This window comes from Streptomyces mangrovi (assembly GCF_900114215.1).
Lineage (GTDB): Bacteria > Actinomycetota > Actinomycetes > Streptomycetales > Streptomycetaceae > Streptomyces > Streptomyces barkulensis.
Genome location: NZ_FOSG01000001.1, coordinates 321,352 through 343,432, shown reverse-complemented (window position 1 = coordinate 343,432; position 22,081 = coordinate 321,352). Strand labels below are relative to the sequence as shown.

Annotated in this window: 5 protein-coding genes; all 5 read left to right on the top strand. The window is 76.7% G+C overall.

The genetic code is table 11. From position 1 onward, the window contains the following. Genes BM237_RS01450 through BM237_RS01430 form a run of 5 tightly spaced genes read left to right on the top strand, consistent with a single transcriptional unit; the run spans position 1 to position 22,050 of the window. Positions 1-4,566, top strand: a complete 4,566-nt coding sequence (locus BM237_RS01450; protein ID WP_093846883.1) for a condensation domain-containing protein — start codon at positions 1-3, stop codon at positions 4,564-4,566. Positions 4,567-4,603: 37 nt separating this feature from the next. Next, entirely contained in the window at positions 4,604-5,575 is a 972-nt protein-coding gene (locus tag BM237_RS01445) for a 3-hydroxyacyl-CoA dehydrogenase family protein (protein ID WP_245793343.1), read from the top strand. Beyond that, on the top strand, positions 5,559-12,485 hold the full coding sequence (locus BM237_RS01440; protein WP_093846881.1) for a non-ribosomal peptide synthetase: 6,927 nt from the start codon (positions 5,559-5,561) through the stop codon (positions 12,483-12,485). The genes BM237_RS01445 and BM237_RS01440 overlap by 17 nt, the downstream gene beginning before the upstream one ends. Next, positions 12,482-21,844, top strand: a complete 9,363-nt coding sequence (locus BM237_RS01435; RefSeq protein ID WP_175540842.1) for a non-ribosomal peptide synthetase — start codon at positions 12,482-12,484, stop codon at positions 21,842-21,844. Before BM237_RS01440 ends, BM237_RS01435 begins: the two co-directional genes overlap by 4 nt. Then, positions 21,841-22,050, top strand: a complete 210-nt coding sequence (locus BM237_RS01430) for an MbtH family protein (protein ID WP_093846877.1) — start codon at positions 21,841-21,843, stop codon at positions 22,048-22,050. The genes BM237_RS01435 and BM237_RS01430 overlap by 4 nt, the downstream gene beginning before the upstream one ends. Positions 22,051-22,081 lie beyond the last annotated feature (31 nt).

Genomic DNA, 22,081 nt, shown 5'->3' with positions numbered 1-22,081 from the left:
ATGACTGGTACCGGCACGGCCGCCGTCGCGGTCGTCGGCATCGCCACACGCTTCCCCGAGGCGTCCGGGCCGGAGGCGTTCCGCGCGAACCTGCGCGCCGGCCGCGACTCCGTGCGGCCGATCCCCGCCGAACGCGTCGAGTCCACCGGCCTGGACCCCGCGGTGCGCTATCCGGAGCTGGGTTACCTGGACCGGATCGACCTGTTCGACCACGAGTTCTTCGGCATGTCCCGGCGCGAGGCCGAGGTCACCGACCCGCAGCACCGGCTGGCCCTGCACCTCACGTGGGAAGCCCTGGAGAACGCCGGCTACGCCCCCGCCGCGCTGCGCGACAGCCGGACAGCGGTGATCTTCAGCTCGCCCGGCAACGGCTATCTGCCGCTGGTCCCCGACTCCGGCACGCTCAGCCTGATGGGCAACATCCCCTTCGCCCTGCCCGCCCGCGTCTCCCACCTCTTCGGGCTGTCGGGGCCGTGCTACGGCGTTGACACCGGGTGCAACGGCTCGCTCGTCGCCGTCCACCAGGGGTGCCGCGAACTCCGCGACGGCGAAGCCGACTACGCCGTCGTCGGCGGTGTGAGCCTGCGCCACGTCGTCGCCCCCGAGGCCGCCGTCGCCGACTTCCCCGGCATCGCCTCGCCGACCGCGCGCTCCCGGGCCTTCGACGAGGCCGCGGACGGCGCGGGCGGCGGCGAGGGCGGTGCGGTGCTGCTGCTGACCACGCTCGAACGGGCCCTGGAGGAAGGAGCGTTCGTCCACGCGGTGATCCGCGGCACCGCCACCGCGCACAACGGCCGCCACTCCGCCACCATCGCCACACCCAGCGCCCGCGCGCAGGCCGAGGTCATCACGCGTGCCTGGGAACGGGCCGGTCTGGACATCCGCACCGCCGGCTACGTCGAGGCGCACGGTTCCGGGACCCGGCTCGGCGACGCGGTCGAGACCGAGGGCCTGGCGCTGGCCCGGCCGGGGGAGCGGCGGCCGCTCGCGGTCGGCTCGGTGAAGACCAACATCGGCCACCTGGACCACGCGGCCGGCGTCGCGGGCCTGGTCAAGACGATTCTCAGCGTGCGGTACGGCGAGCTGTACCCGTCGCTGCACTTCGAAAGGCCCGCCGCCGAGGTCGATCTGGACGGCGCCCGGCTGGAGGTGGTGACGTCGCTGCGGCCGTGGCGGACCGAGGGGGTGCGGCGGGCCGGTGTCAGTTCGTTCAGTCTCGGCGGCGTCAACGCGCACTGCGTGGTCGAGGAGCCGCCGCCGGCGCCCGCCGCTGCGCCCGCTGCTGCGCCGGACGAGGCGCCGCGGGTGGTCGGTGTCTCGGCCCGGACGGAGGCCGACCTGCACACGCTGTGCGAGCGCCTCTCGCTCGAACTCCGTGACGGCCGGGCCGTACTCGCCGATGTCGCCTGGACGCTGAACACGGGCCGCGACCACCACCCGTTCCGGGTGGGCGCGGTGGCCGGCCGGACCCGGGACCTCGCGACCGCGCTGGCGGCCGCCGTCACCTGGCGCCGGCTCGCCCCCGCGGCCGGTCCGGCCACCGCACCGCGCGTCGTCTGCCTGCTGTCGGGGGACGCCGAACCGGCCGCCGTCACCGGCGGGCCGGCGCCGCTGCCCGACCGCCTGCCGGTGCCGGCCGGCCGAGCGGCGGCGGTGCGCGGCCAGATCGCCGCGCACGCCGCGCTCGGCCGGGCCGGGCTCACCGTGGACGCGATGATCAGCTCCGGGCTCTCCCGCTACGTGGTCCGCCACCTCAACGGCACGCTCACCGATCAGGACACCCGGGACCTCGCGGCGGCGGCGGAGGACGAGGGCGCGCCGCCGCGGCCCGAACGGCTGCGGGCCGCGGCCGACGAGCAACTGGCCCAAGGACCCGTGGTCTTCGTGGAACTGGGCGCTCGCGGCGAGCTGAGCGATCTGCTGGCGGACCACCTGGCCGACCGCCCCGGGGCCGTCGTGCTCACCGCCGCCCCCGGGACGGACGGCGTGTCCGGCGTGCTGGCGCGGCTGTACGAGCTGGGGCACGATCTCGACTGGTCGGCGCTGACCCCCGCCGCGCGGCGCGTACCGCTTCCGGGGCATCCGTTGCGCGGCGTCCGCTGCTGGGCCCGGCCGGTGGGTGAGGTGCTGACGGACCGGGCCGCTTCCCCGCCCGCGGCCGGGCCGTCCACCTCCGGGCCGTCCGTGCCCGAGGCGCCTGCCGCCTCGCCGTCCGTGTCCGAGGCACCTGTGCCCGAGGCGCCTGCCGCCTCGCCGTCCGTGTCCTCGCCGTCCGTGCCGGAGGAGCCCGCCGCCGCGGAACCGGCGGCGGAGGTGCTGCCCTGGCTGCGGCGGACCCTGACCGAGTTGCTCCACGCGGACGACGTCGCAGCCGAGGACGACTACTTCGCCATCGGCGGCAACTCCATCATCGCCCTGCTGCTCCTGAGACGCGTCGAGCAGCGGTACGGCGTCGGCCTGCGGATGGTCGACGTCTACGACCACTCCGCCGTCGCCGACCTGGCCGCCGCCATCGCGGACCGGCTGCCCGCACCCGCCGCCCCGGCCGCGGTGTCCGGACCGGGGCCCGGCACCCCCGAGTCCGCCACCCCCGAGTCCGCCACCCCCGCACCCGCCGCCCCCGGGACCGGCGCCCCGGCCCTCCCGCCGATCCGGCGCAGCGAGGAGCCGGTGCTGTCCTACGGCCAGGAACGCATGTGGTTCCACCACCAGCTCGACCCCGGCACCACCCTCTACAACCTTCCCGGCGCCTCCCGCCACCGCGGCCCGATCGACCCCGAGGCGATGCGCCTGGCCTGGGAGGACCTGGCCGAGCGGCACGAGGCGCTGCGGTCCAACTTCGTCTCCGTGGACGGCCGCGCGCGGCTGGTCGTCAGGCCGGCCCTCGGCGACTTCTTCCGCTACGAGGACCTCACCGGGCAGCCCGGCGCGGAGCACACGGCGCGCGCGATCATCCGAGCCGAGTCCGAGCGGGTCTTCGACGTCGAACGGGACCCCCTGGTCCGTGTCACCCTGATCCGCCTCGCCCCCGACGACCACCTCTTCTGCTGGCTGACCCACCACGCGGTCAACGACGGCTGGGCGCCGCAGATCCTGATGGACGAACTCATGCGGTTCTACCGGGCGCGCTGCGAAGGGCGGGTGCACCGCTTCGAGCCGCTGCCCGTGCAGTACCGCGACTACGCCCACTGGCAGCGCGAGCTGATGGAGAAGGGACTCCTCGACGGCGAACTGCGCTACTGGGCGGAACGGCTCGCCGATCCTCCCGCACTGGAACTGCCCACCGACCGGCCGCGCGCCGCCCGGATGGACTTCACGGGCGCCGCCCACGGCCTGACCATCCCCGCGGACCTGGTGACCCGGCTGCGCGAGGTCGGCGCGCGTGAGTCCGCCACGCTCTTCACGGTGCTGCTCACCGGACTCAAGATGCTGCTGTCCCGGTGGTCGGGCCAGCACGACATCGTGGTCGGAACCCCCACCATCGGCCGTACCCGGCCCGAACTGTGGGGCCTGCTCGGCTTCTTCAACAACACCATCGCACTGCGTTCCGACCTCTCCGGCGACCCGGCCTTCCGCACACTGCTGCGCCGGGTGCGCGCCGAGGTGATCGAGGGGCTGGAGAACCAGGAGATCCCCTTCGACGCGGTCGTGCGGGAGGTGGCGCCGCAGCGCGACCCGTCCCGCAACCCGATCTTCGACGTCATGTACGTCCACCAGACGCTGCCGCCGCACTTCGTCTTCGGCGAGAGTCTGTTCGGACCGGCCGTGGACGAGGACGGCGGCCCGCTGTTCCCCGGACTCCCGCCGGGAACCGCCAAGTTCGACATCACGGTGGTGGTCGGGGAACGCGCCGGCGCCGACGACCTGGACGTGGTGGTCGAGTACAGCACGCAGTTGTTCGACCGCGACACGATCGCCGCGCTGGCGGAGGCGCTGATCGACCTGCTCCGGGCGGTCACCGACGACGCCGACACCCCGCTCTCCGCGCTGCCCGCTCTGCCCGGACGGCTCGCCGGTCCGGACGGCCGACGGGAGGAGCCGTTCGGCGGACTGCCGGCGTTCGAACTGCCGGCGGACCGTCCGCGGCCACCGGGCGGCGGCACCGGCGAGACGGCCCGCCACGAGGTCCCGCTCCCCGACGGCCTCGCCGCCGCGCTGGGCACCGACGGGCTGCTGGCCGCCCTCGCCGCCCTGCTGACCGACCGTGCCGAGGCCGACGGGCTGCTGCTCGGCCTCGTCCGGCCGGACGGCGCGCCGCTGCCGCTGCGGATCGACGTGACCGACGAGCCGTCGCACGCGGAACTGGCCGAGCGGATCGCCCGGCTGCGGGCCGAGGCCGTCACGCGTCCGGTCCCGGGCCGCCTGCCGCCGTTCGACGTCACCGCGGACCACGGCGGCACCGGCGGCCCGGGCGGCGGCCCCGCCTGTGGCCTCCACTGGAGCGTCACCGCGGACCGGATCGCCGTCGAGTACCGCACCGAGCTGTTCGACGAGGAGACGGTGCTGGCCCTGGCCGACGAACTGGTCGACCGGGCGCGCGCCGCCACCACCGGGTCCGCCGGCTGACACCGCGGGCACGACACCGACCGTGAAGGGGGCCCGAGTGGGCGAGAACGCCGAGAACGGCCAGAACGCCGAGAACGCCGAGAGCAGGGACAGCGAGCCGCCCGGCACGACCGGGCTGCCGATCGGCGTCGTGGGCGCCGGCACCATGGGGATCGGCGTCGCCCAGTGCTTCGCGGCGGCCGGACACCCCGTGGTGGTCGTCGATCCGGACGCGGCGGCACGCGCGAGCGGGCCTGAGCGCCTGCGGTCCGGGGTGCGCGCGGCGCGCCTGCTGCGCGGGCGGAACGCGGGCCCGGCCGGGGAGCGGGTGGCCTGGGCGGCCGAGCCGTCCGCCCTGTCCGGCGCCCGGTTCGTGGTGGAGTGCGCGCCGGAGCGGGTGCCGCTCAAGAAGGCGGTCCTGGAGGAGCTGGACCGCCTGTGCCCGCCCGAGACGGTGTTCGCCTCGTGCACCTCGGCCGTTCCGATCGGCCGCCTCGGCTCCTTCACCGGCCGCCCCGACCGGGTGATCGGCACCCACTTCATGAACCCGGCGCCGCTGAAGGACACCGTCGAGGTCGTCAGGTCCCCGCACACCGGCACGCACACCGTCGAACTGACGGTGGACCTCCTGGCCGGCCTCGGCAAGAAGGCGATCGTGGTCGGCGACGGCCCCGGCTTCGTCAGCAACCGCGTGCTGATGCTGACGGTCAACGAGGCGGCCGCCGTCGTGGAGGCGGGCACCGCCGACGCCGACACCGTGGACCGCGTCTTCCAGGACTGCTTCGGGCACGCCACGGGGCCGCTGCGGACCGCGGACCTCATCGGCCTCGACACCGTGCTCGACACGCTGGACGTGCTGCGCGAGCACACCGGCGACGAACGGTTCCGGCCGACGCCGCTGCTGGCCCGGCTGGTCGCCGAGGGCAGTCTCGGCCGCAAGACCGGCCGCGGATTCCACCCGTACCCGACCCGACGACCCGTCGACCGACCCCGGCACGCAGGAGCTGGCAGCCATGTCCGAGACCTCTGAGCACCACACCGCGCACGGCACGACGCCGGACCCGGCGGGCGGCGCCGCCGTCGCCGAGGTCGTGGAGATCCACGGGCCGGTGGACGTGACCGTGCTGCAGGACGCGATCCGCCAGGTCGCCGAGGAGGCGGAGGCCGTGCGGCTGCGCGCGGCCCCCGGGCCGTCCGGCCGCCCGGAGTTCACCGACGGCGGCGGTCTGCCGCTGACGATGGTGGACCTCGCCGACGAGGCCGACCCGGCCGCCGCGGCCGAGGCCCGGGTGCGCGCCGAACTGTCGGCCGCCGACGCGGGGCTGCGGTCCGCGCAGTCCCTGATCCGGCTGGCGGCCGACCGGTTCAGGTGGTTCCACCGGCATCCGCGGGCCGTCCTCGACACGTTCGGCTGCGCGCTGGTCAGCCGCCGCGCCGCCGAGGTGTACACCGCGCGGATCGCCGGCACGCCCCCGAGGGAGGACGCGCTGCCGTCCCCCGCGAGGTTCGCCGAGGAGGAGGCCGCCTACCGGGACTCGCCGGCCCGCGAGACGGACGCGGCCTACTGGCGGGAGCGCTTCGCCGACCGCCCCGAGCCGCTCGTGCTCCCCGAGCCGCTCGTGCTCCCCGAGCCGCTCGTGCTCCCCGAGCCGGCCGGCCCGGGTACGGGCGCCTCCGGTCCGGTCCTCCTCGACGCCGCCGAGAGCGGCCGGCTGCGGGCCGCGGCCCGGTACTGCGGCGCCCACCCGCGTGCGGTCCTGATCGCGGCCGTCGCCGCCTACCTGCACCGGCTGACCGGCCGCACCGACGTGGTGCTCGGCCTGCCGGTGGACGGCCGCACGGAGCGTGCGGCACGGCGGGTGCCGGCCGCCGCCGAGGACATCGCCGCGCTGCGCCTCGACGTCCGGCCCGGCACGCCGTTCGCCGAACTGGTGCGGCAGGCCGGCCTGGAGGCCCGCCGGGCCCGGCGGCACCAGCGGTTCCGGCACGCCGAGGTCTGCCGCGAACTGGGCCTGACCGGACCCGGCGCCCGGCTGTACGGCACGGTCGCGGACATCCGCGAGCCCGCGCCCGCACTGCGGTTCGGCGACCATCCGGCGGTCGCCCGCCGGGTCGGCGCGGAACCGGCCGACGCGGTGCGGATCGTGCTGGAGGAGGAGCCGTCCGACCACCGCCTCCGGGTGGCCGTCACCGGGCCGGCGGACCGCCTCCCCGGGGCCGGGGCGGACGCGCACGCCCGGCGTCTGCGCAGGCTGCTGGCCTCGGCCGGCGCCGCGCCCGGCCGCACGGTGGGCGCGCTGGACCTGCTGGACGCCGACGAGACGTCCACCGTCCTGTCCTGGGCCCGCCAGGGGGAGAGGCGGTCCGGCTCCCGCACCCTGACCGCGGTGCTGGACGCGGCCGCGCGGCGCACCCCGGACGCGGTCGCGGTCCGCGACCGCACCGGGCACCTCACCTACCGTGAGCTGCACGAGCGGGCCAACCGGCTGGCCAGGCTGCTGATCGACCGAGGCGCCGGACCCGAACGGGTGGTCGGGCTGCTGCTGCCGCGGTCCGCGGACATGCTGGCGGCCATGCTGGCGGTCCTGAAGTCCGGCGCCGCCTACCTGCCGCTCGACCCGGCGTACCCGGCCGAGCGGCTCCGCTTCATGATCGGCGACACCCGGCCGTCGTGCCTGGTCACCGATGCCGCGGGCACCGGACGGGACCTCGGCGACCCGCATGGTCCGGTCCTCGTCCTGGACGACGGGGCGGTGGCGGAGGAACTGGCGGCCGCCGCGCCGCACGACATCGCCGACACCGACCGGACCGCGCCGCTGCTCCCCGACCACCCGGCGTACGTCATCCACACCTCGGGGTCGACGGGCACGCCCAAGGGGGTGCTCGTGCCGCACCGCAACGTGCTGCCGCTGCTCACCTGGGCCGAGGCCGAGTTCGGCGCGGCGGCGCTCGAACACGCCCTCGCCGCGACGTCGTTCGGCTTCGACGTGTCGGTGGCCGAGGTGTTCGCGCCGCTGGCCGCCGGCGGCACGGTGGAGATCGTCACCAACCTGCTGTCGCTGCTGGACGACGAACCGCCGCGCTGGTCCGGCGGCCTGGTGTGCGCGATCCCCTCGGTGCTCGGCAGGCTGCTGGAGCAGGGGGGCCTGGAGCTGTCGGCCCGGACGCTGGCGCTGGGAGGGGAGGCGCTGCCGGCCGCGATCGCCGCCCGGGTGGCGAGCGCGATGCCGGACACCCGGCTGCTCAACGTCTACGGGCCGACCGAGACCACCGTGTACGCCACCGCCGGGTCGGCCCAGGAGGCGCCGGACGGTGGCGCGCCGCCCATCGGCCGCCCGCTCGGCCACGTTCGCGCCTACGTCCTCGACGGCGCCCTGCGGCCGGTGGAACCGGGCCGGCCGGGGGAGCTGTACCTGGCCGGCGAAGGTCTCGCCCGCGGCTACCTGGGGCGCCCCGCGCAGACCGCGGAGCGCTTCGTCGCCGACCCGTTCGGGCCGCCCGGCGAGCGGATGTACCGCACCGGCGACCTGGTCCGCTGGCGCGCGGACGGACAGCTCGACTTCCTCGGCCGGGCGGACGACCAGGTGAAGGTCAACGGCTTCCGCGTCGAACCGGGCGAGGTGGAGGCGGCACTGGGCCGGCACCCGGGGGTCGCCGAGGCGATGGCCGCGGTCCGCCGGGACCGGACGGGTGACGCCCGGCTGGTCGCCTACCCGGTCCCGGCGGACGCGGCGGCCGCGCCGGACCCGGAGGAACTGCGCGCCTGGCTCGCCGAACGCCTCCCGGCACACCTGGTCCCCTCCGAGATCCGGCCGGCCGCCCGCCTGCCCCGCACGCCCGGCGGCAAGCTCTCCCGGGGTACGGACCCCGAACCCCTCCCCGCTCCGGAACCCGCTCCCGCTCCGGAACCCGCTCCCGCTCCGGAACCCGCTCCGGTCGCGGCACCCGGCGGGACGGCCGACGAGGCACCGGCCTCCCGGGAGGATCTGGTCGCCGAGGCCTTCGCCGAGGTGCTGCGCGAGACCCGCGTACCGCGCGACCGCAGCTTCTTCGACCTCGGCGGCGACAGCATCATGTCCATCCAGCTGGTCAGCCGGCTGAGGCAGTCCGGGCTCGTCCTCACCCCGCAGGACGTCTTCGAGCACAAGACGGTCCGGGCCCTCGCCCAGGCCGCCCGCGAGACCGACCGGGGCGCCGCGGGCGGCGAGGCCGCGGCCGTCGGTGAGGTTCCGCTCACGCCGATCGTGCACTGGCTGCGCGACCAGGGCGGCCCGGTCGACGGCTTCCACCAGGCCGTGCTGCTCCGGGTTCCGGGCGGTCTGCGCGAGGACCGGCTGACCGCGGCCGTCCAGGCGCTGATCGACCACCACGACGCGTTCCGGCTCCGCCTGGACCGCTCGGCGCCGGGCTGGTCCCTGGAGGTGAGGCCCGTCGGCGCCGTCTCCGCCGCCTCCTGCGTACGGCGGGTTCCGACCGGCGCCGCCGCCGGCGACGACCTCGCGCACCTCCTCGCGCGGGAGACCCGGCGGGCCAAGGAGGAGTTCGACGTCCGGGCCGGCCGCATGGTGCGCGTGGTCTGGTTCGACGCGGGCCCCAAAACGCCCGGCCGCCTGCTGTTCATGGCCAACCACCTCGCCTGCGACGGCGTCTCCTGGCGCATCGTCGTGCCCGACCTGGTCGGCGCCTACCAGGAGCTCGCCGAGGGCCGCCGGCCCGGCCTGCGCCCGGTGGGGACCTCCCTGCGGCACTGGAGCCGCGCCCTGAACGAGCAGGCCCGCACCTCCGAGCGGACGGCCGAACTCCCGCTGTGGGAGAGGATGCTCGCCACCCCCGGCCCCAGGCTGGCCAAGCGGCCCCTGGACACCGCCCGGGACACCACCGGCACGGCCCGCACCCGCACCGCGGTCTACGGAGCGGACCGGGCCCGGCACCTGTTCACCACCATCCCGGCGGCGTTCCACTGCGAGATCAACGACGTGCTGCTGACCGCCCTCGCCCTGGCCGTCCAGCGGTGCCTGGGCACCACCGAGGACGTGGTGATCGACGTCGAGGGCCACGGCCGCGAACCGGTGGTGCCCGGCGCCGACCTGTCGCGCACGGTCGGCTGGTTCACCAGCATGTACCCGGTGCGCCTCGCCCCCGGCGCGCCGGGGGCCGCCACCGCCCCGCCCTCCGGCGCCGAACTCGGCCGCGCCCTGCGCCGGGTCAAGGAGCAGCTCCGCGCCGTCCCGGACAAGGGGATCGGCTTCGGCATGCTCCGCCACCTCAACCCGGAGACCGGCCCCCGGCTGGCCGCCGCCGAGCCCCGGCACATCGGCTTCAACTACTTCGGGCGCTTCCTGCTGCCCGCCGACGGAGGCGAGGAGGACTGGTCGCCCGCGCCCGAGACCGGCATGACGGCCGGCGCGGACGCGGACATGCCGCTGGACCACCCGCTGTCCGTCAACGCCCTGACCGAGGACACCGCGGACGGCGCCGAACTGCGCATCGCGTTCTCCTGGGCGGACGGGATCGTGGACGACCACCTGGTGGACGAGCTGGCCGACGCCTGGTTCGAGACCCTGGACGCGCTGGCCGCGCACGCCGCCGAGCCGGGCGCCGGGGGCCGCACGCCCTCCGACTTCCCCCTGGTGGAGATCGGTCAGGAGCAGATCGAGCGGCTGGAGCGCGAGTACCCGGCGCTGGAGGAGATCCTGCCGCTCTCCTCGCTCCAGCAGGGCATGCTCTACCACCTCCTCCTCGGCGCGCTGGAGACCTCCGCAGAGGCGTCGAACCCGCTGTACACCGTCCAGTTCTGGCTGGAACTGGCCGGCGACCTGGACGCCGGGGCCGTGCGGGAGGCGTTCCGCGCCCTCCTGGAGCGCCACCCCAACCTCGGCGCCGCCTTCGTGCACGACGGACTGCCCCGGCCGGTGCAGATCCTCCAGTCCGAAGTGGAGGTGCCGTGGCGGGAGGTGGACCTCGGCGGCCTGCCGGAGGAGGAGCGTGAACGCGAGACCGAGAGCCTCCTGGCGAGCGAACGCGCCCGCCCCTACGAGCCGACCCGGCCGCCGCTGCTGCGGCTGCTCCTGATCGGCCTCGGCGGCGGACGGCACCGGCTGGTGGTCTCCACGCACCACATCCTGCTGGACGGCTGGTCGCTGCCGATCCTCGTCGGGGAGCTGTTCGCCCACTACCGCGCACTGGTCACCGGCGCTCCGCACGGGCTGCCCGCCGGCACGCCGTTCCGCGAGTACCTGAGCTGGCTGTCCCGGGTGGACGAGCGGGCGGCGGAGGCGGCCTGGCGCACGGCGCTGGAGGGACTGACCGACACCCGGATCGGACGGCGGGGTGCGGGCGAGCCGCAGCCGTCGCGGCACCTGCGGTTCTCGCTGGAGCAGGAGACGACCCGCGCGCTGGCGGAGACGGCGCGGCGGCACGGCGTGACCGTCGCGACCGTGCTCCAGGCGTGCTGGGCGATCGTGCTCGGCGAGGAGACCGGGCAGCGGGACGTCGTGTTCGGCTCGGTGGTCTCCGGGCGGCCGGCCGAACTGCCGGGCGTGGAGAGGATGGTGGGCCTGTTCATCAACACCGTGCCGACCCGGGTGCGGCTCGACCCGCAGGAGTCGCTGGGCGAGCTGTTCGTACGGGTGCAGCAGGAGCAGTCCGAGCTCCTGCCCTACCAGCACCTGAGTCTCAACGACGTCCGCCGCATCACCGACAGCGGCGACATGTTCGACACGATGATGTCGTTCGCCAACTACCCTCTGGACGACGAGCCGCTGCACCGGCCCGCTCCGGGGCTCGAACTGGTCCGCGCCTCGGGGGACGACCGGCAGCACTACCCGCTGGGCGTCGTCCTCAGCCACCGCGGCGACACGCTGGCCCTGCACGTCGAGCACCAGCCGCACCTCGTCGACGGTGAACGCGCGAACGACCTCGCCGGGCGGTTCCTGGAGCTGCTGGAGCGGACCGCGTACGAGCCGCACCGCACGCTCGGCGGCCTGCGTCCCGCCGGCGCCGCGGCCGACACCACAGCCGCCGCCGATGCCGACGCACCGAGGCACCGCCCGGCCCAGGTGTCGCCGGCCCTCGGCCGGGGCACCGGGGTGCTGCTGCCGCTGCGCGAGGAGGGCGACCGGCCCCCGCTGTTCTGCGTGCATCCGGCGGCCGGCATCGCCTGGGCCTACGCGGGGCTGACCGGGCCGCTCGGCACCGACCAGCCGGTGTACGGGCTGCAGGCGCGCGGCCTGGACGGCTCGCGGGTGCTGCCCGGGTCGATCACCGAGATGGCCGCGGACTACGTCGCCCAGCTCCGCACCGTGCGGCCGGCCGGTCCGTACCGGCTGCTCGGCTGGTCGTTCGGCGGCCTGGTGGCGCACGAGATGGCCGTGCAGCTCCAGCGTGCCGGGGAACCCGTCGACCTGCTGGCCGTCCTCGACGCGGTGCCGTCCGGCCGTGGGGCGGAGGGCGACGGCGGTGCGAGGGGCGCCGGGGACACCAAGGGCGCCGGGGAGGACCCCGCCGTCCGGCCCGGCCCGGACCACGTGATGCGGACGATCCTGCGGTTCTTCGGCTACGACCCGGCCCTCTGGTCCGGCGAGGAGCTGACCCACCCGCGCTTTTTGGAGATCATCCGCGAACACACCGGACTGCTGGCCACGTTCGACGAGGAGACCATCGAGACGATCTGCCGGGTCTACGCCAACAACGCCGCGCTCTCCCGCGACCACACCCCCTCCCGCTACACCGGCGACCTGCTGGTCTTCACCGCGCTCGAGACCTCCCCCGAGGTGGCCGCCGAGCTGTGGGGGCCGTACGTCGACGGAGGGAAGCCGGAGGTGCGCGCCGTGCGGCACCCGCACGCGGAGCTGGGCCGGCCCGGCCCGCTGGCCGAGATAGGCGAGGCCATCGCCCCGTCGCTGCGCGCCCGCGGCACGGCGCCGGGCGTGCCCCGGTGACCGGCGCCGAACGGGCGGCCGCCGGCCCGGTACCGCTGACCACCGCGCAGCGCGGCATCTGGACCGGCGCCCGCCTCGCCGACCCGGCCCGCTACCACGTGGGGCTGTACGTCGAGATCGCCGGACCGCTGGAGCCGTCCCTGTTCGAGGCCGCGTTCGCGGCCGTCCTGGCCGAGACCGCCCCGCTGCGGGCCCGGTTCACGGTGGACGGGACCGGCGAGCCGCGGCAGTGGGACGGGCCGCTCCCGCCGTGGGAGGTGACCCGGGTGGACCTGCGCGCGGAGCCCTCCCCGGCGGTCGCCGCCACGGCCTGGATGCGGACGGACGTGGCACGGCCGTTCGACCTCGCCGCCGGGCCGCCGTTCCGCACCGCCCTGCTGCGGCTGGCCGACGCGCGCTTCCGCTGGTACCTGGCCTGCCACCACCTGGTGCTCGACGGTGTCGGCAGCGCGCTGCTGGTGCGCCGGGTCGGCCGGCTCTACGCCGCGCTGGAGCGTGGTGAACGGCCCGCGCCGGCCGTCCACCCGCCGGACGCGCTGGCGGCGGCGGAACGCGCCTACCGGGCCTCGCCCGACGCCGCGGCCGACCGCGCCTTCTGGCGGGCCCGGCTGGCCGGTGCCGTCCCGGCGCGGCCGGCGGCGGCCGGTGGCGTCGCGCGGCGCGGCGTCGCCCGCCTGCCGGCCGCGGGCCTGGCCGCGCTGCGCGACACCGCGGGCCGGCTCGGCGTGCGCTGGCCCGCGCTGGCCACGGCCGCCGGGGCGCTGCTGGCACACGTCCGCTCCGGCACCGGCGGCGCCGACGAGGTGGTGCTGGGAATGCCGGTGGCCGGCCGGGACAGGGCGGTGGCCCGGATGGCCGCCGGCACCGCGTCGAACATCCTGCCGCTGCGGCTGCGCGTCGACCCCGACCGCCCGGCCGGCGAGCTGGTGCGGGCGGTGGCCGACGAGACGGCGGCCGTCCTGCCGCACCGGCGCCACCGGTACGAGGACATGCTGGGGGACCTGGGGCTGACCGGCTCCGGGCGCACGCTGTACGGCCTGGCGGTGAACGTGCTGCCGTTCAGCTACGGCCGGGACTTCGCGGGCCGGCCGATGACGATGCGGAACATCGCCGTCGGCCCGGTCCAGGAGCTGTCCGCCACCGTCTACCCGGACGAGTGGAGCGGCGGTCTGCACGTCGACCTGGACGCCGACCCGGCCCGCTACGGCCCCCGCGAGGCGGCGGCCGAGGCGCGCCGCTACGTCCGGCTGCTGGCCGGGCTGGCCACCGCACCGGAACGGGCCGCCGGCCGCCACCCGTACCTGTCCGCGGGGGAGCGCCGCCGCCAGGTACCGCGCCCCGCCGCCCGGCCCGCACCCGTCACGGCCACGCTGCCCGTGCTCTTCGAACGGGCCGCGGCCCGTTTCCCGGACGCGCCCGCGGTCGGTCACGGCGGCACCGTCGTGAGCTACCGCGACCTCAACGCCCGGGCCAACCGCCTGGCCCGCGCACTGGTCCGGCGCGGGGCCGGACCCGAGCGCACCGTCGCCGTACGCCTTTCGCCCTCGGTCGACCTGGTGGTCGCCCTGCTCGCCGTCGCCAAGTCCGGCGCCGCCGCGGTGCCCGTGGATCCGGAGTGGCCGCGGGAACGGGCCCGGCTGATCCTGGCCGACACCCGCCCGGTCTGCGTGCTCGCCCCGGACGGACCGGCCGCCGGGCCGCCCGCCCCGGGGGACGACGCGGACCTCACGGACGCCGACCGCCCGGCCCCGCTGACCCCCGCGCACGCCGCCTACGTGATCCACACCTCGGGCTCGACGGGCCGCCCCAAGGGCGTGGTGGTGCCGCACGAGGGCCCCGTGGCGCTGCTGACGGACGCCGCGGCGTCCTTCGGCTTCGACGAGCGCGACGTGTGGACGCTGTTCCACTCCTGCGCCTTCGACTTCTCGGTGTGGGAACTGTGGGGGGCGCTGGTGCACGGCGGCCGGCTCGTGGTCGTCCCCCGCGACGTGGCCCGCTCGCCCAGGGCGTTCCTCGACCTCCTGGTCCGCGAGCGCGTCACGGTGCTGAACCAGACGCCGTCCGCCTTCGCCGCCCTGGACCGGGCCGACGCCGAGGACCCCGCACGCGGACGCGGGCTCGCCCTGCGCCTGCTGGTCTTCGGCGGCGAGGCCCTGTCGCCGCCGTCCCTGCGCGGCTGGTACCGGCGCCACCGGCCGGACTCCCCGGCGCTGGTGAACATGTACGGCATCACCGAGACCACCGTGCACGCCACACGCCTGGAGCTGACGGCCGGACACACCGGGCGCGCCGGACACACCGGGCGCGCCGGCAGCCCGATCGGCACCGCCCTGCCCGGCACCCGGATCCACGTGCTGGACGGCCGCCTGCGCCCGGTGCCACCCGGCACCACCGGCGAACTGTACGTCGCCGGCCGGGGCGTGGCCCGCGGCTACCTCGACCGCCCCGGGCTCACCGCGCAGCGCTTCGTCGCCGACCCCTTCGGTCCGCCCGGCTCCCGTCTCTACCGCTCCGGGGACCTGGCCCGGTGGACGGTGGACGGCACCCTGGAGTACCTGGGCCGTGCCGACGACCAGGTCAAGGTCCGCGGTTACCGCATCGAGCCGGCCGAGGTCGAGGCCGCGCTGTCGGCCCTGCCCGGGGTGGCCGGCGCCGCCGTCACCGCGGTGCCCGACGCGGCCGGCGGCGAGCCGCGGCTGGTCGGTTACGTCGTGCCGGACCGCGACCGCCCGCCGGGCGGGTTCCCCGGCCGGCTGCGCAGCCTGCTGCGCGCCCGGCTGCCCGCCCACCTCGTCCCGGCCGTGCTGGTGCCGGTCGACGCCCTCCCGCTCACCGGGAACGGCAAACTCGACCGCGCCGCACTGCCCGCCCCCGGCGACCACACCTCCGGCGACCACACCTCCGGCGACCACACCTCCGGCGACCACACCTCCGGCGGCCGCGCCGCCCCGGTGCTCACCGACCCGCTGGAGCGCCGCCTGGCCGGCCTCTACAGCGAACTCCTGGGCACCGCCCGGGTGGGCCCGCACGACAGCTTCTTCGACCTCGGCGGCGACAGCCTGCGCGCGGCCCGGCTGGCCGCCCGGATCCGCGCCGGTCTCGGCGCCGACGCGGACGTCCGGGACGTCTTCGAGCACCCCACCGTCAGGGCCCTCGCGGCCCGCCTCGCCCCGCACGCCCCGGCCCCGGCCCCCGCCCCGGACCCGGACCCGGGACCGGGGGCAGGACGGCGGGACCACCCGGACCGCGTCCCGCTGTCCTTCGGGCAGCGCCGCCTGTGGTTCCTGCACCGCCACGCCGGGGCCGACCGCGCCTACAACGTGCCGCTGACCCTGCGTCTGACCGGTGCCCTGGACCGGGAGGCCCTGGCCGCGGCCCTCGGCGACCTGACCGACCGGCACGAGGTCCTGCGCACCGTCATCCGGGAGGAGGACGACCGCCCCCACCAGTGGGTGCTGCCCCCCGGCACGGGCCGGCCGCGCCTCACGGAGACGGCCGCCACCGCGGCCGGGCTGCCGGACCTGCTGGCCCGCCGCGCACGGCACGTCTTCCGGCTCGACCGCGAACCGCCCCTGCGCGCCGAGCTGTTCACCACGGGAACCGACGAGCACACCCTGCTGCTGCTCGTGCACCACATCGCGTTCGACCACGTCTCGTTCGGCCCGCTCGCCGCCGACCTCGAAGCCGCCTACGCCGCCCGGCTGCGCGGCGCCGGGCCCGCCGACCGCCCCCGGCCGCCCCTGCGGTACGCCGACTTCGCGCTCGGCCGGCGTGCGGAGTTCGGCACCGAGGACGAGCCCACCGGCCGTACCCGGCGCGAGCTCGCCCACTGGACCCGGGCCCTGGAAGGCCTGCCGGACCGCATCGAGCTGCCCGCCGACCACACGGCGCCGCAGGCGGACGACGGCGCCACCGTCGCCTTCCGCGTCCCCGCCGGGACACACCGGCGCCTGGCCGCCCTGGCCGCCGCGGAAGGCGCGAGCCTGTTCATGGTGGTGCACACCGCCCTCGCCGCACTGCTCACCCGCCTCGGCGCCGGCACCGACATCCCGATCGCGACCGCGGTCGCCGACCGGCCCGACCCGCGGTTCGACGCGTCGGTCGGCTTCTTCGTGAACACCCTCGTGCTGCGCACCGACACCTCCGGCCACCCCACCCTCCGGGAGCTGCTCGGCCGGGTCCGCGCGGCCGACCTGGAGGCCTTCGCCCACCAGGAGCTGCCGTTCGAACTCGTCGTCGAGGCGATGCGGCCTTACCGGCCCGAGAGCGGGCCCCCGCTCTTCCAGGTGATGCTGGTCCTCACCCCGCCCCCGCCGGACCGGCTCGACCTGCCGGGGCTGCGGGCCGAGGTCGGCACGGTCGCCACCGGCACTGCCAAGTGCGACCTCGCCTTCAGCCTCCACGAGCACCGTGACGCGCACGGCGCCCAACGGGGCCTGGACGGCGTGCTCGAGTACCGCACCGGCCTGTTCGAGCCCGCGACGGCCCGGTCGCTGTGCGACCGCCTGATCCGGCTGCTGACGCTGATGGCCGACGCCCCGGACACCCCGGTGCGCCGCGCGGAGATCCTGGACCGGGCCGAACGCCACCGCCTGCTGTCCCGGTGGGGTGCGACACCGGCCCGCCCCCGCCCGGCCGCCGCCGACGCCACCGCCACCGCCACCGCCACCGCCCGGAGCGTCCCGGAACTGGTCGCCGCCCACGCGCGCCGCACGCCGGACGCCGTGGCGCTGCGCTCGGACACGGAGACACTGACGTACCGGGAACTGGTGGCCGCGTCCGACCGGCTCGCCGCCCGGCTGGCCGCCGCCGGTGTCGGCCCGGAGACCCGGGTCGCCGTGCTGATGGACCGCGGCGTGGAGTACGCCGTGACCGTCCTCGCCGTCCTCCGCGGCGGCGGGGTCTACGTGCCGCTCGACACCCGTGCGCCCGCCGCCCGGCGGGCCCGTGTCCTCTCCGAGGCCGGCGCCGCGCTGCTGGTCGTCGGACCGGGCCGGCCGCCCGGGGAGCGGGCCGCCGGAGGCCCGCCGGTCCTCGACGTGCGCGACGTGCGCGACGTCCCCGGCGAGGCCCCCGCCGGCCGCGTGGAGCCGCCGCTCCCGCCGGCCGACCCCGAGCGGCTGGCCTGCGCCGTCTTCACCTCCGGGTCCACCGGCACTCCCAAGGGCGTCGCCATCACCCACGGCGGCATCCTCGCCCTCGCCGCGGACCCCTGCTACGGGGATGTCGCCCACCGCATGCTGATGCACTCCCCGCACTCCTTCGACGCCTCCACGATGGAGTTGTGGGTGCCGCTGCTCAACGGCGGCGAGGTCGTCGTCGCCCCGCCCGGCGAGCTCGACCTGCGGACCCTGCGGCGACTGGTCGCCGAGGCCCGCCCGGCCTGCCTGTGGCTGACCGCCGGACTCTTCCGGGCCGTGGCCGAGGAGGACCCCTCCTGCCTGCGCGGCGTCGGCACGGTGTGGACCGGCGGCGACGTCGTTTCGCCCCGCGCGGTGCGCGCCGTGCGCGCCCACTGCCCGGACACGGCCGTCGTCAACGGCTACGGCCCGGCCGAGGTGACGACCTGCGCCACCTGGCACCGCATCACCGACGCCGACCTGGCCGGGCCGGCCGCCCGCCGGGGCATCCCCGTCGGCCGCCCGCTGGACGGCGGCCGCGCCTACGTGCTGGACGCCGGTCTCCAGCCGGTGCCCGCCGGGGTGACCGGCGAGCTGTACCTGGCCGGCACCGGTGTCGCCCGCGGCTACCTGGGGCGCCCCGCGCAGACCGCGGAACGCTTCGTCGCCGACCCGTTCGGGCCGCCCGGCGAGCGGATGTACCGCACCGGCGACCTGGCGCGGTGGCTGCCGGACGGCACGCTGGCGTTCCGCGGCCGGGCCGACGGGCAGGTCAAGCTGCGGGGCTTCCGCGTCGAGACCGACGAGGTCGCGGCCACGCTCGCCGGACACGGCGGCGCCGGACAGGTCGCCGTGGCGGTCCGGGAGGACGGGCCGGGAGGCAAGCGCCTGGTCGCCTACCCGGTTCCGGCCGGGGACGCGGCGGTCGACCTGGAGGAACTGCGGCGGCACGCCGCCGAGAACCTGCCCGGTTACATGGTGCCCGCGGCCTGGGTGGTGCTGGACCGGCTGCCGCTGACCCGCAACGGCAAGCTGGACCGCGCGGCCCTGCCCGCCCCCGGGCCGTCCGGCCCCGTCGCGGCGCGGGGCGGGGACGGACGCGGCCGTCCCCGCGGTGAACGGGAACGGGTGCTGCGCGACATCTTCGCCGAACTGCTCCGGATGCCGTCGATCGGCGTCCACGACGGCTTCTTCGACTCGGGCGGGGACAGCATCGTCGCCATCCAGCTCGTCAGCCGTGCCCACGAGGCCGGCCTGAGGATCACCGTCGGCGACGTCCTGCGCGCACCCACGGTCGCCGGTCTCGCGGGTCTCGCCAGTTCTGCCGGTTCTGCCGGTTCTGCCGAGCGGTCCGGCACCGGTGCGGCCCCGGACACCCAGGACACCCCGGACGCGGCCCCGGCGGACGACGACGCGGGGCCGCTGCCGCTGACCCCGATCGTCCACTGGTGGCGCGAACAGGGCGGCGAAACGGACTCCTTCGCCCAGCACATGGTCGTCCGCACCCCGCCCGGGCTGACCGGGGAACGGCTCGCAGCGGCCCTCCAGGCGGTCGTCGACCGGCACGCAGCGCTGCGTCTGCGGCTGGACACCGCCGGCGGCGCCTGGCGGCTGGAGGTGCTGCCGGCCGGCCGGGTCCGCGCCGCCGACCGGGTCGACCGCGTCGCCGTCGGCGAGTGCCACGGCGACGGGCTGCCCGAACTGCTCGCCGACGCCCTGGACGCCGCCCGCCGCCGCCTCGACCCCGCGGCCGGCCATCTGCTGGCCGCGGTGTTCCTCGACCGCGGACCGGACCGGAGCGGCCGCCTGCTGCTCGTGGTCCACCACCTGGCGGTGGACGCGGTCTCCTGGCGGATCCTGCTGCCGGACCTGGCCGCCGCCGACCGCGCGCTCGCCGCGGGCCACCCACCGCGGCTCACCGCCCCGCCGGTCCCGTTCCCCGTCTGGGCGCGCACCCTGGCCGAGCAGGGCGCGGCCGGCGCACGCCGCGCCGAACTGCCGCTGTGGACCGGGGTGTCGGCCGTCCCCGACCCCCCGCCGGCGGATCCGGCGCCGGCCGGTGCTCCGCGTACGGCGCGGGAGCTCACCGTGACACTGCCGGCCGGCCGGACCCGGCCGCTGCTCACCGAGGTCGGCGCGGCATTCCACTGCGGCGCGGAGCCGGTGCTGCTCACCGGCCTCGCGCTCGCCGCCGAGGAGTGGTGCCGCCGCCGCGGCCGCGCCGTCGGGCCGAGGGGCCTGCTGCTGGACCTGGAGTCCCACGGCCGGCCCGACCTGCCGGACACCGACCTGTCCCGGACCGTGGGGTGGCTGACGGCCGTATACCCGGTCCGGCTGCCCGCCACCGGCTGCACCTGGGCCGACGTGTGGACGGCGGGGCCGGCCCTCGGCCGAGCCCTCAAGCGGGTCAAGGAACGGCTGCGGGCCGTTCCGGACCGGGGCGTCGGCTACGGCGTCCTGCGGTACCTCGACCCGGACTCCGCGCCGGAGCCGGCCGGGCGGACCGCACCGCAGCTCGGATTCAACTACCTCGGCCGCCTCACCGAGGAGCCCGGCACCGACTGGGGCATCGCCGGGGAACATCCCGCCCCCCGCCCGGGCCGGACGCCGGAACGCCTCGGGCCGCACCTTCTGGACATCGACGCGCTGACGCTCGACGGTCCGGCGGGGCCGCGGCTGACCGCCTCGGTGACCTGGACGGACGGCCGGCTCACCGAGGACGAGGTCCGTTCGCTGACCGACCTGTGGTTCGCCGCCCTCGACTCCCTCGTCCTGCACGCCCGGGCCCCGGGCGCCGGCGGACGCAGCCCGTCCGACCTGCCGCTGGTCCGGCTCGACCAGGAGGAGATCGACCGCCTGGAGCGCGCCCACCCGCGGCCGGCGGACGTGCTGCCGCTCACCCCGCTCCAGGAGGGGCTGCTCTTCCACGCGCTGTACGCGCCGGACACCCCGGACGTCTACCAGGCGCAGTTCGTGCTCCGGCTGCGCGGAGACCTGGACCCCGCCGCACTGCGCGCCGCGGCCACGGCCCTGCTGGCCCGCCACCCCAATCTGCGTGCGGCGTTCGTCCACCAGGGGCTGCGCCGCCCGGTCCAGGTCGTTCCCGGGCCGCTGGCCCCCGGGTGGCGCGAGATCGACCTGACCGGTGTCGCCGCCGAACGCCGCGAGCGGGTCTTCGACCGGCTGGCCCGCGCCGACCTGCGCCGCCGCTTCGAAACCGACCGCCCGCCGCTGCTCCGCTTCACCCTCGTCTCCTGGGGGCCACAGGAGTACCGGCTCGTTCTGACCAACCATCATCTGGTCCTGGACGGCTGGTCGGTGCCGCTGCTCGTCCGCGAACTGCTCGCGCTCCACGCCCGCGGCGGTGATCCGGACGCCCTGGAACGGGTCACCCCCTACCGCGAACACCTGGCCCTGCTGGCCACCCGCGACCGCGTCGCGGCCCGCGAGGCGTGGCGGGCCGCGCTCGCCGGCGTGGGCGAACCGCCGCGCCTGACCGCGGCCGTTCCGGCCGCGCCCGCTCCCCCCGCCCCCAGCGGGGGGAGCGGGGCGGACCCCGCCACGCTGGAGGCCGCGCTGTCCGACACCGCGACCAAGCGGCTGCGGGGACTGGGCGCGGAGGGGATCACCCTCGGCACCGCCGTCCAGGCGGCCTGGGGTCTGCTGCTGATCCGCCGCTGCGGAACCCCGGACGTGGTCTTCGGCACCACCGTCTCCGGCCGGCAGCCGGAGCTGCCCGGCATGGAGTCGATGATCGGCCTGTTCATCAACACGCTGCCCGTGCGGCTGCGGCTGCCGGCCGACCGGGACGAGACGGTGCGCGCCGTGCTGCACCGGTTGCGCGACGAGCAGGCCCGCCTGCTGCCGTACCACCACATCGGGCTGAGCGAGATCCAGCGCGCGGTGGGGCGGCGGGAGTTGTTCGACACGCATCTGGTGTTCGAGAACTACCCGCTGGACCGCACCGCCCTGGCCCGGCCGGTGTCCGGGCTGCGCCTGGTGGGCATCGAGGGCCGCGACGCCACCCACTACCCGCTGACCCTGGTGGCGTTCGCCGCCGGGGAGGCGCTGCGGCTGCGCCTCGACCACCGTCCGGGTGCGGTGGCGCCCGAGGCCGCCGAGAGCCTCATGGGCGAACTGCTGCACCTGCTGGAGGCCATCGCGATGTCGCCCGGGGCGCCGGTGGCCGACCTCGTGCACGCCGCGTTCGGAAACGACGACAGAGAGGACACACCGTGACCAACCCCTTCGACGACCAGGACGCGATCTTCCTGGTGCTGGTCAACGACGAGGGCCAGCACTCGCTCTGGCCCGAGTTCGCCGACGTTCCGCCCGGCTGGACCCGCACCTTCGGCCCCGACGGCCGGGACGCCTGCCTGGCCCACATCGAGGCCACCTGGACGGACATGCGCCCGAAGTCCCTGGTCAGGGCGATGGGCGGCTGACACGAGGGCCCGCCTGCGCTGTTTGTCGGAC

Excerpts from the sequence above, each read along its gene's own strand:
- BM237_RS01450 (WP_093846883.1), top strand. The coding sequence starts at position 1 with ATGACTGGTACCGGCACGGCCGCCGTCGCGGTCGTCGGCATCGCCACA.
- BM237_RS01440 (WP_093846881.1), top strand. The coding sequence starts at position 5,559 with ATGTCCGAGACCTCTGAGCACCACACCGCGCACGGCACGACGCCGGAC.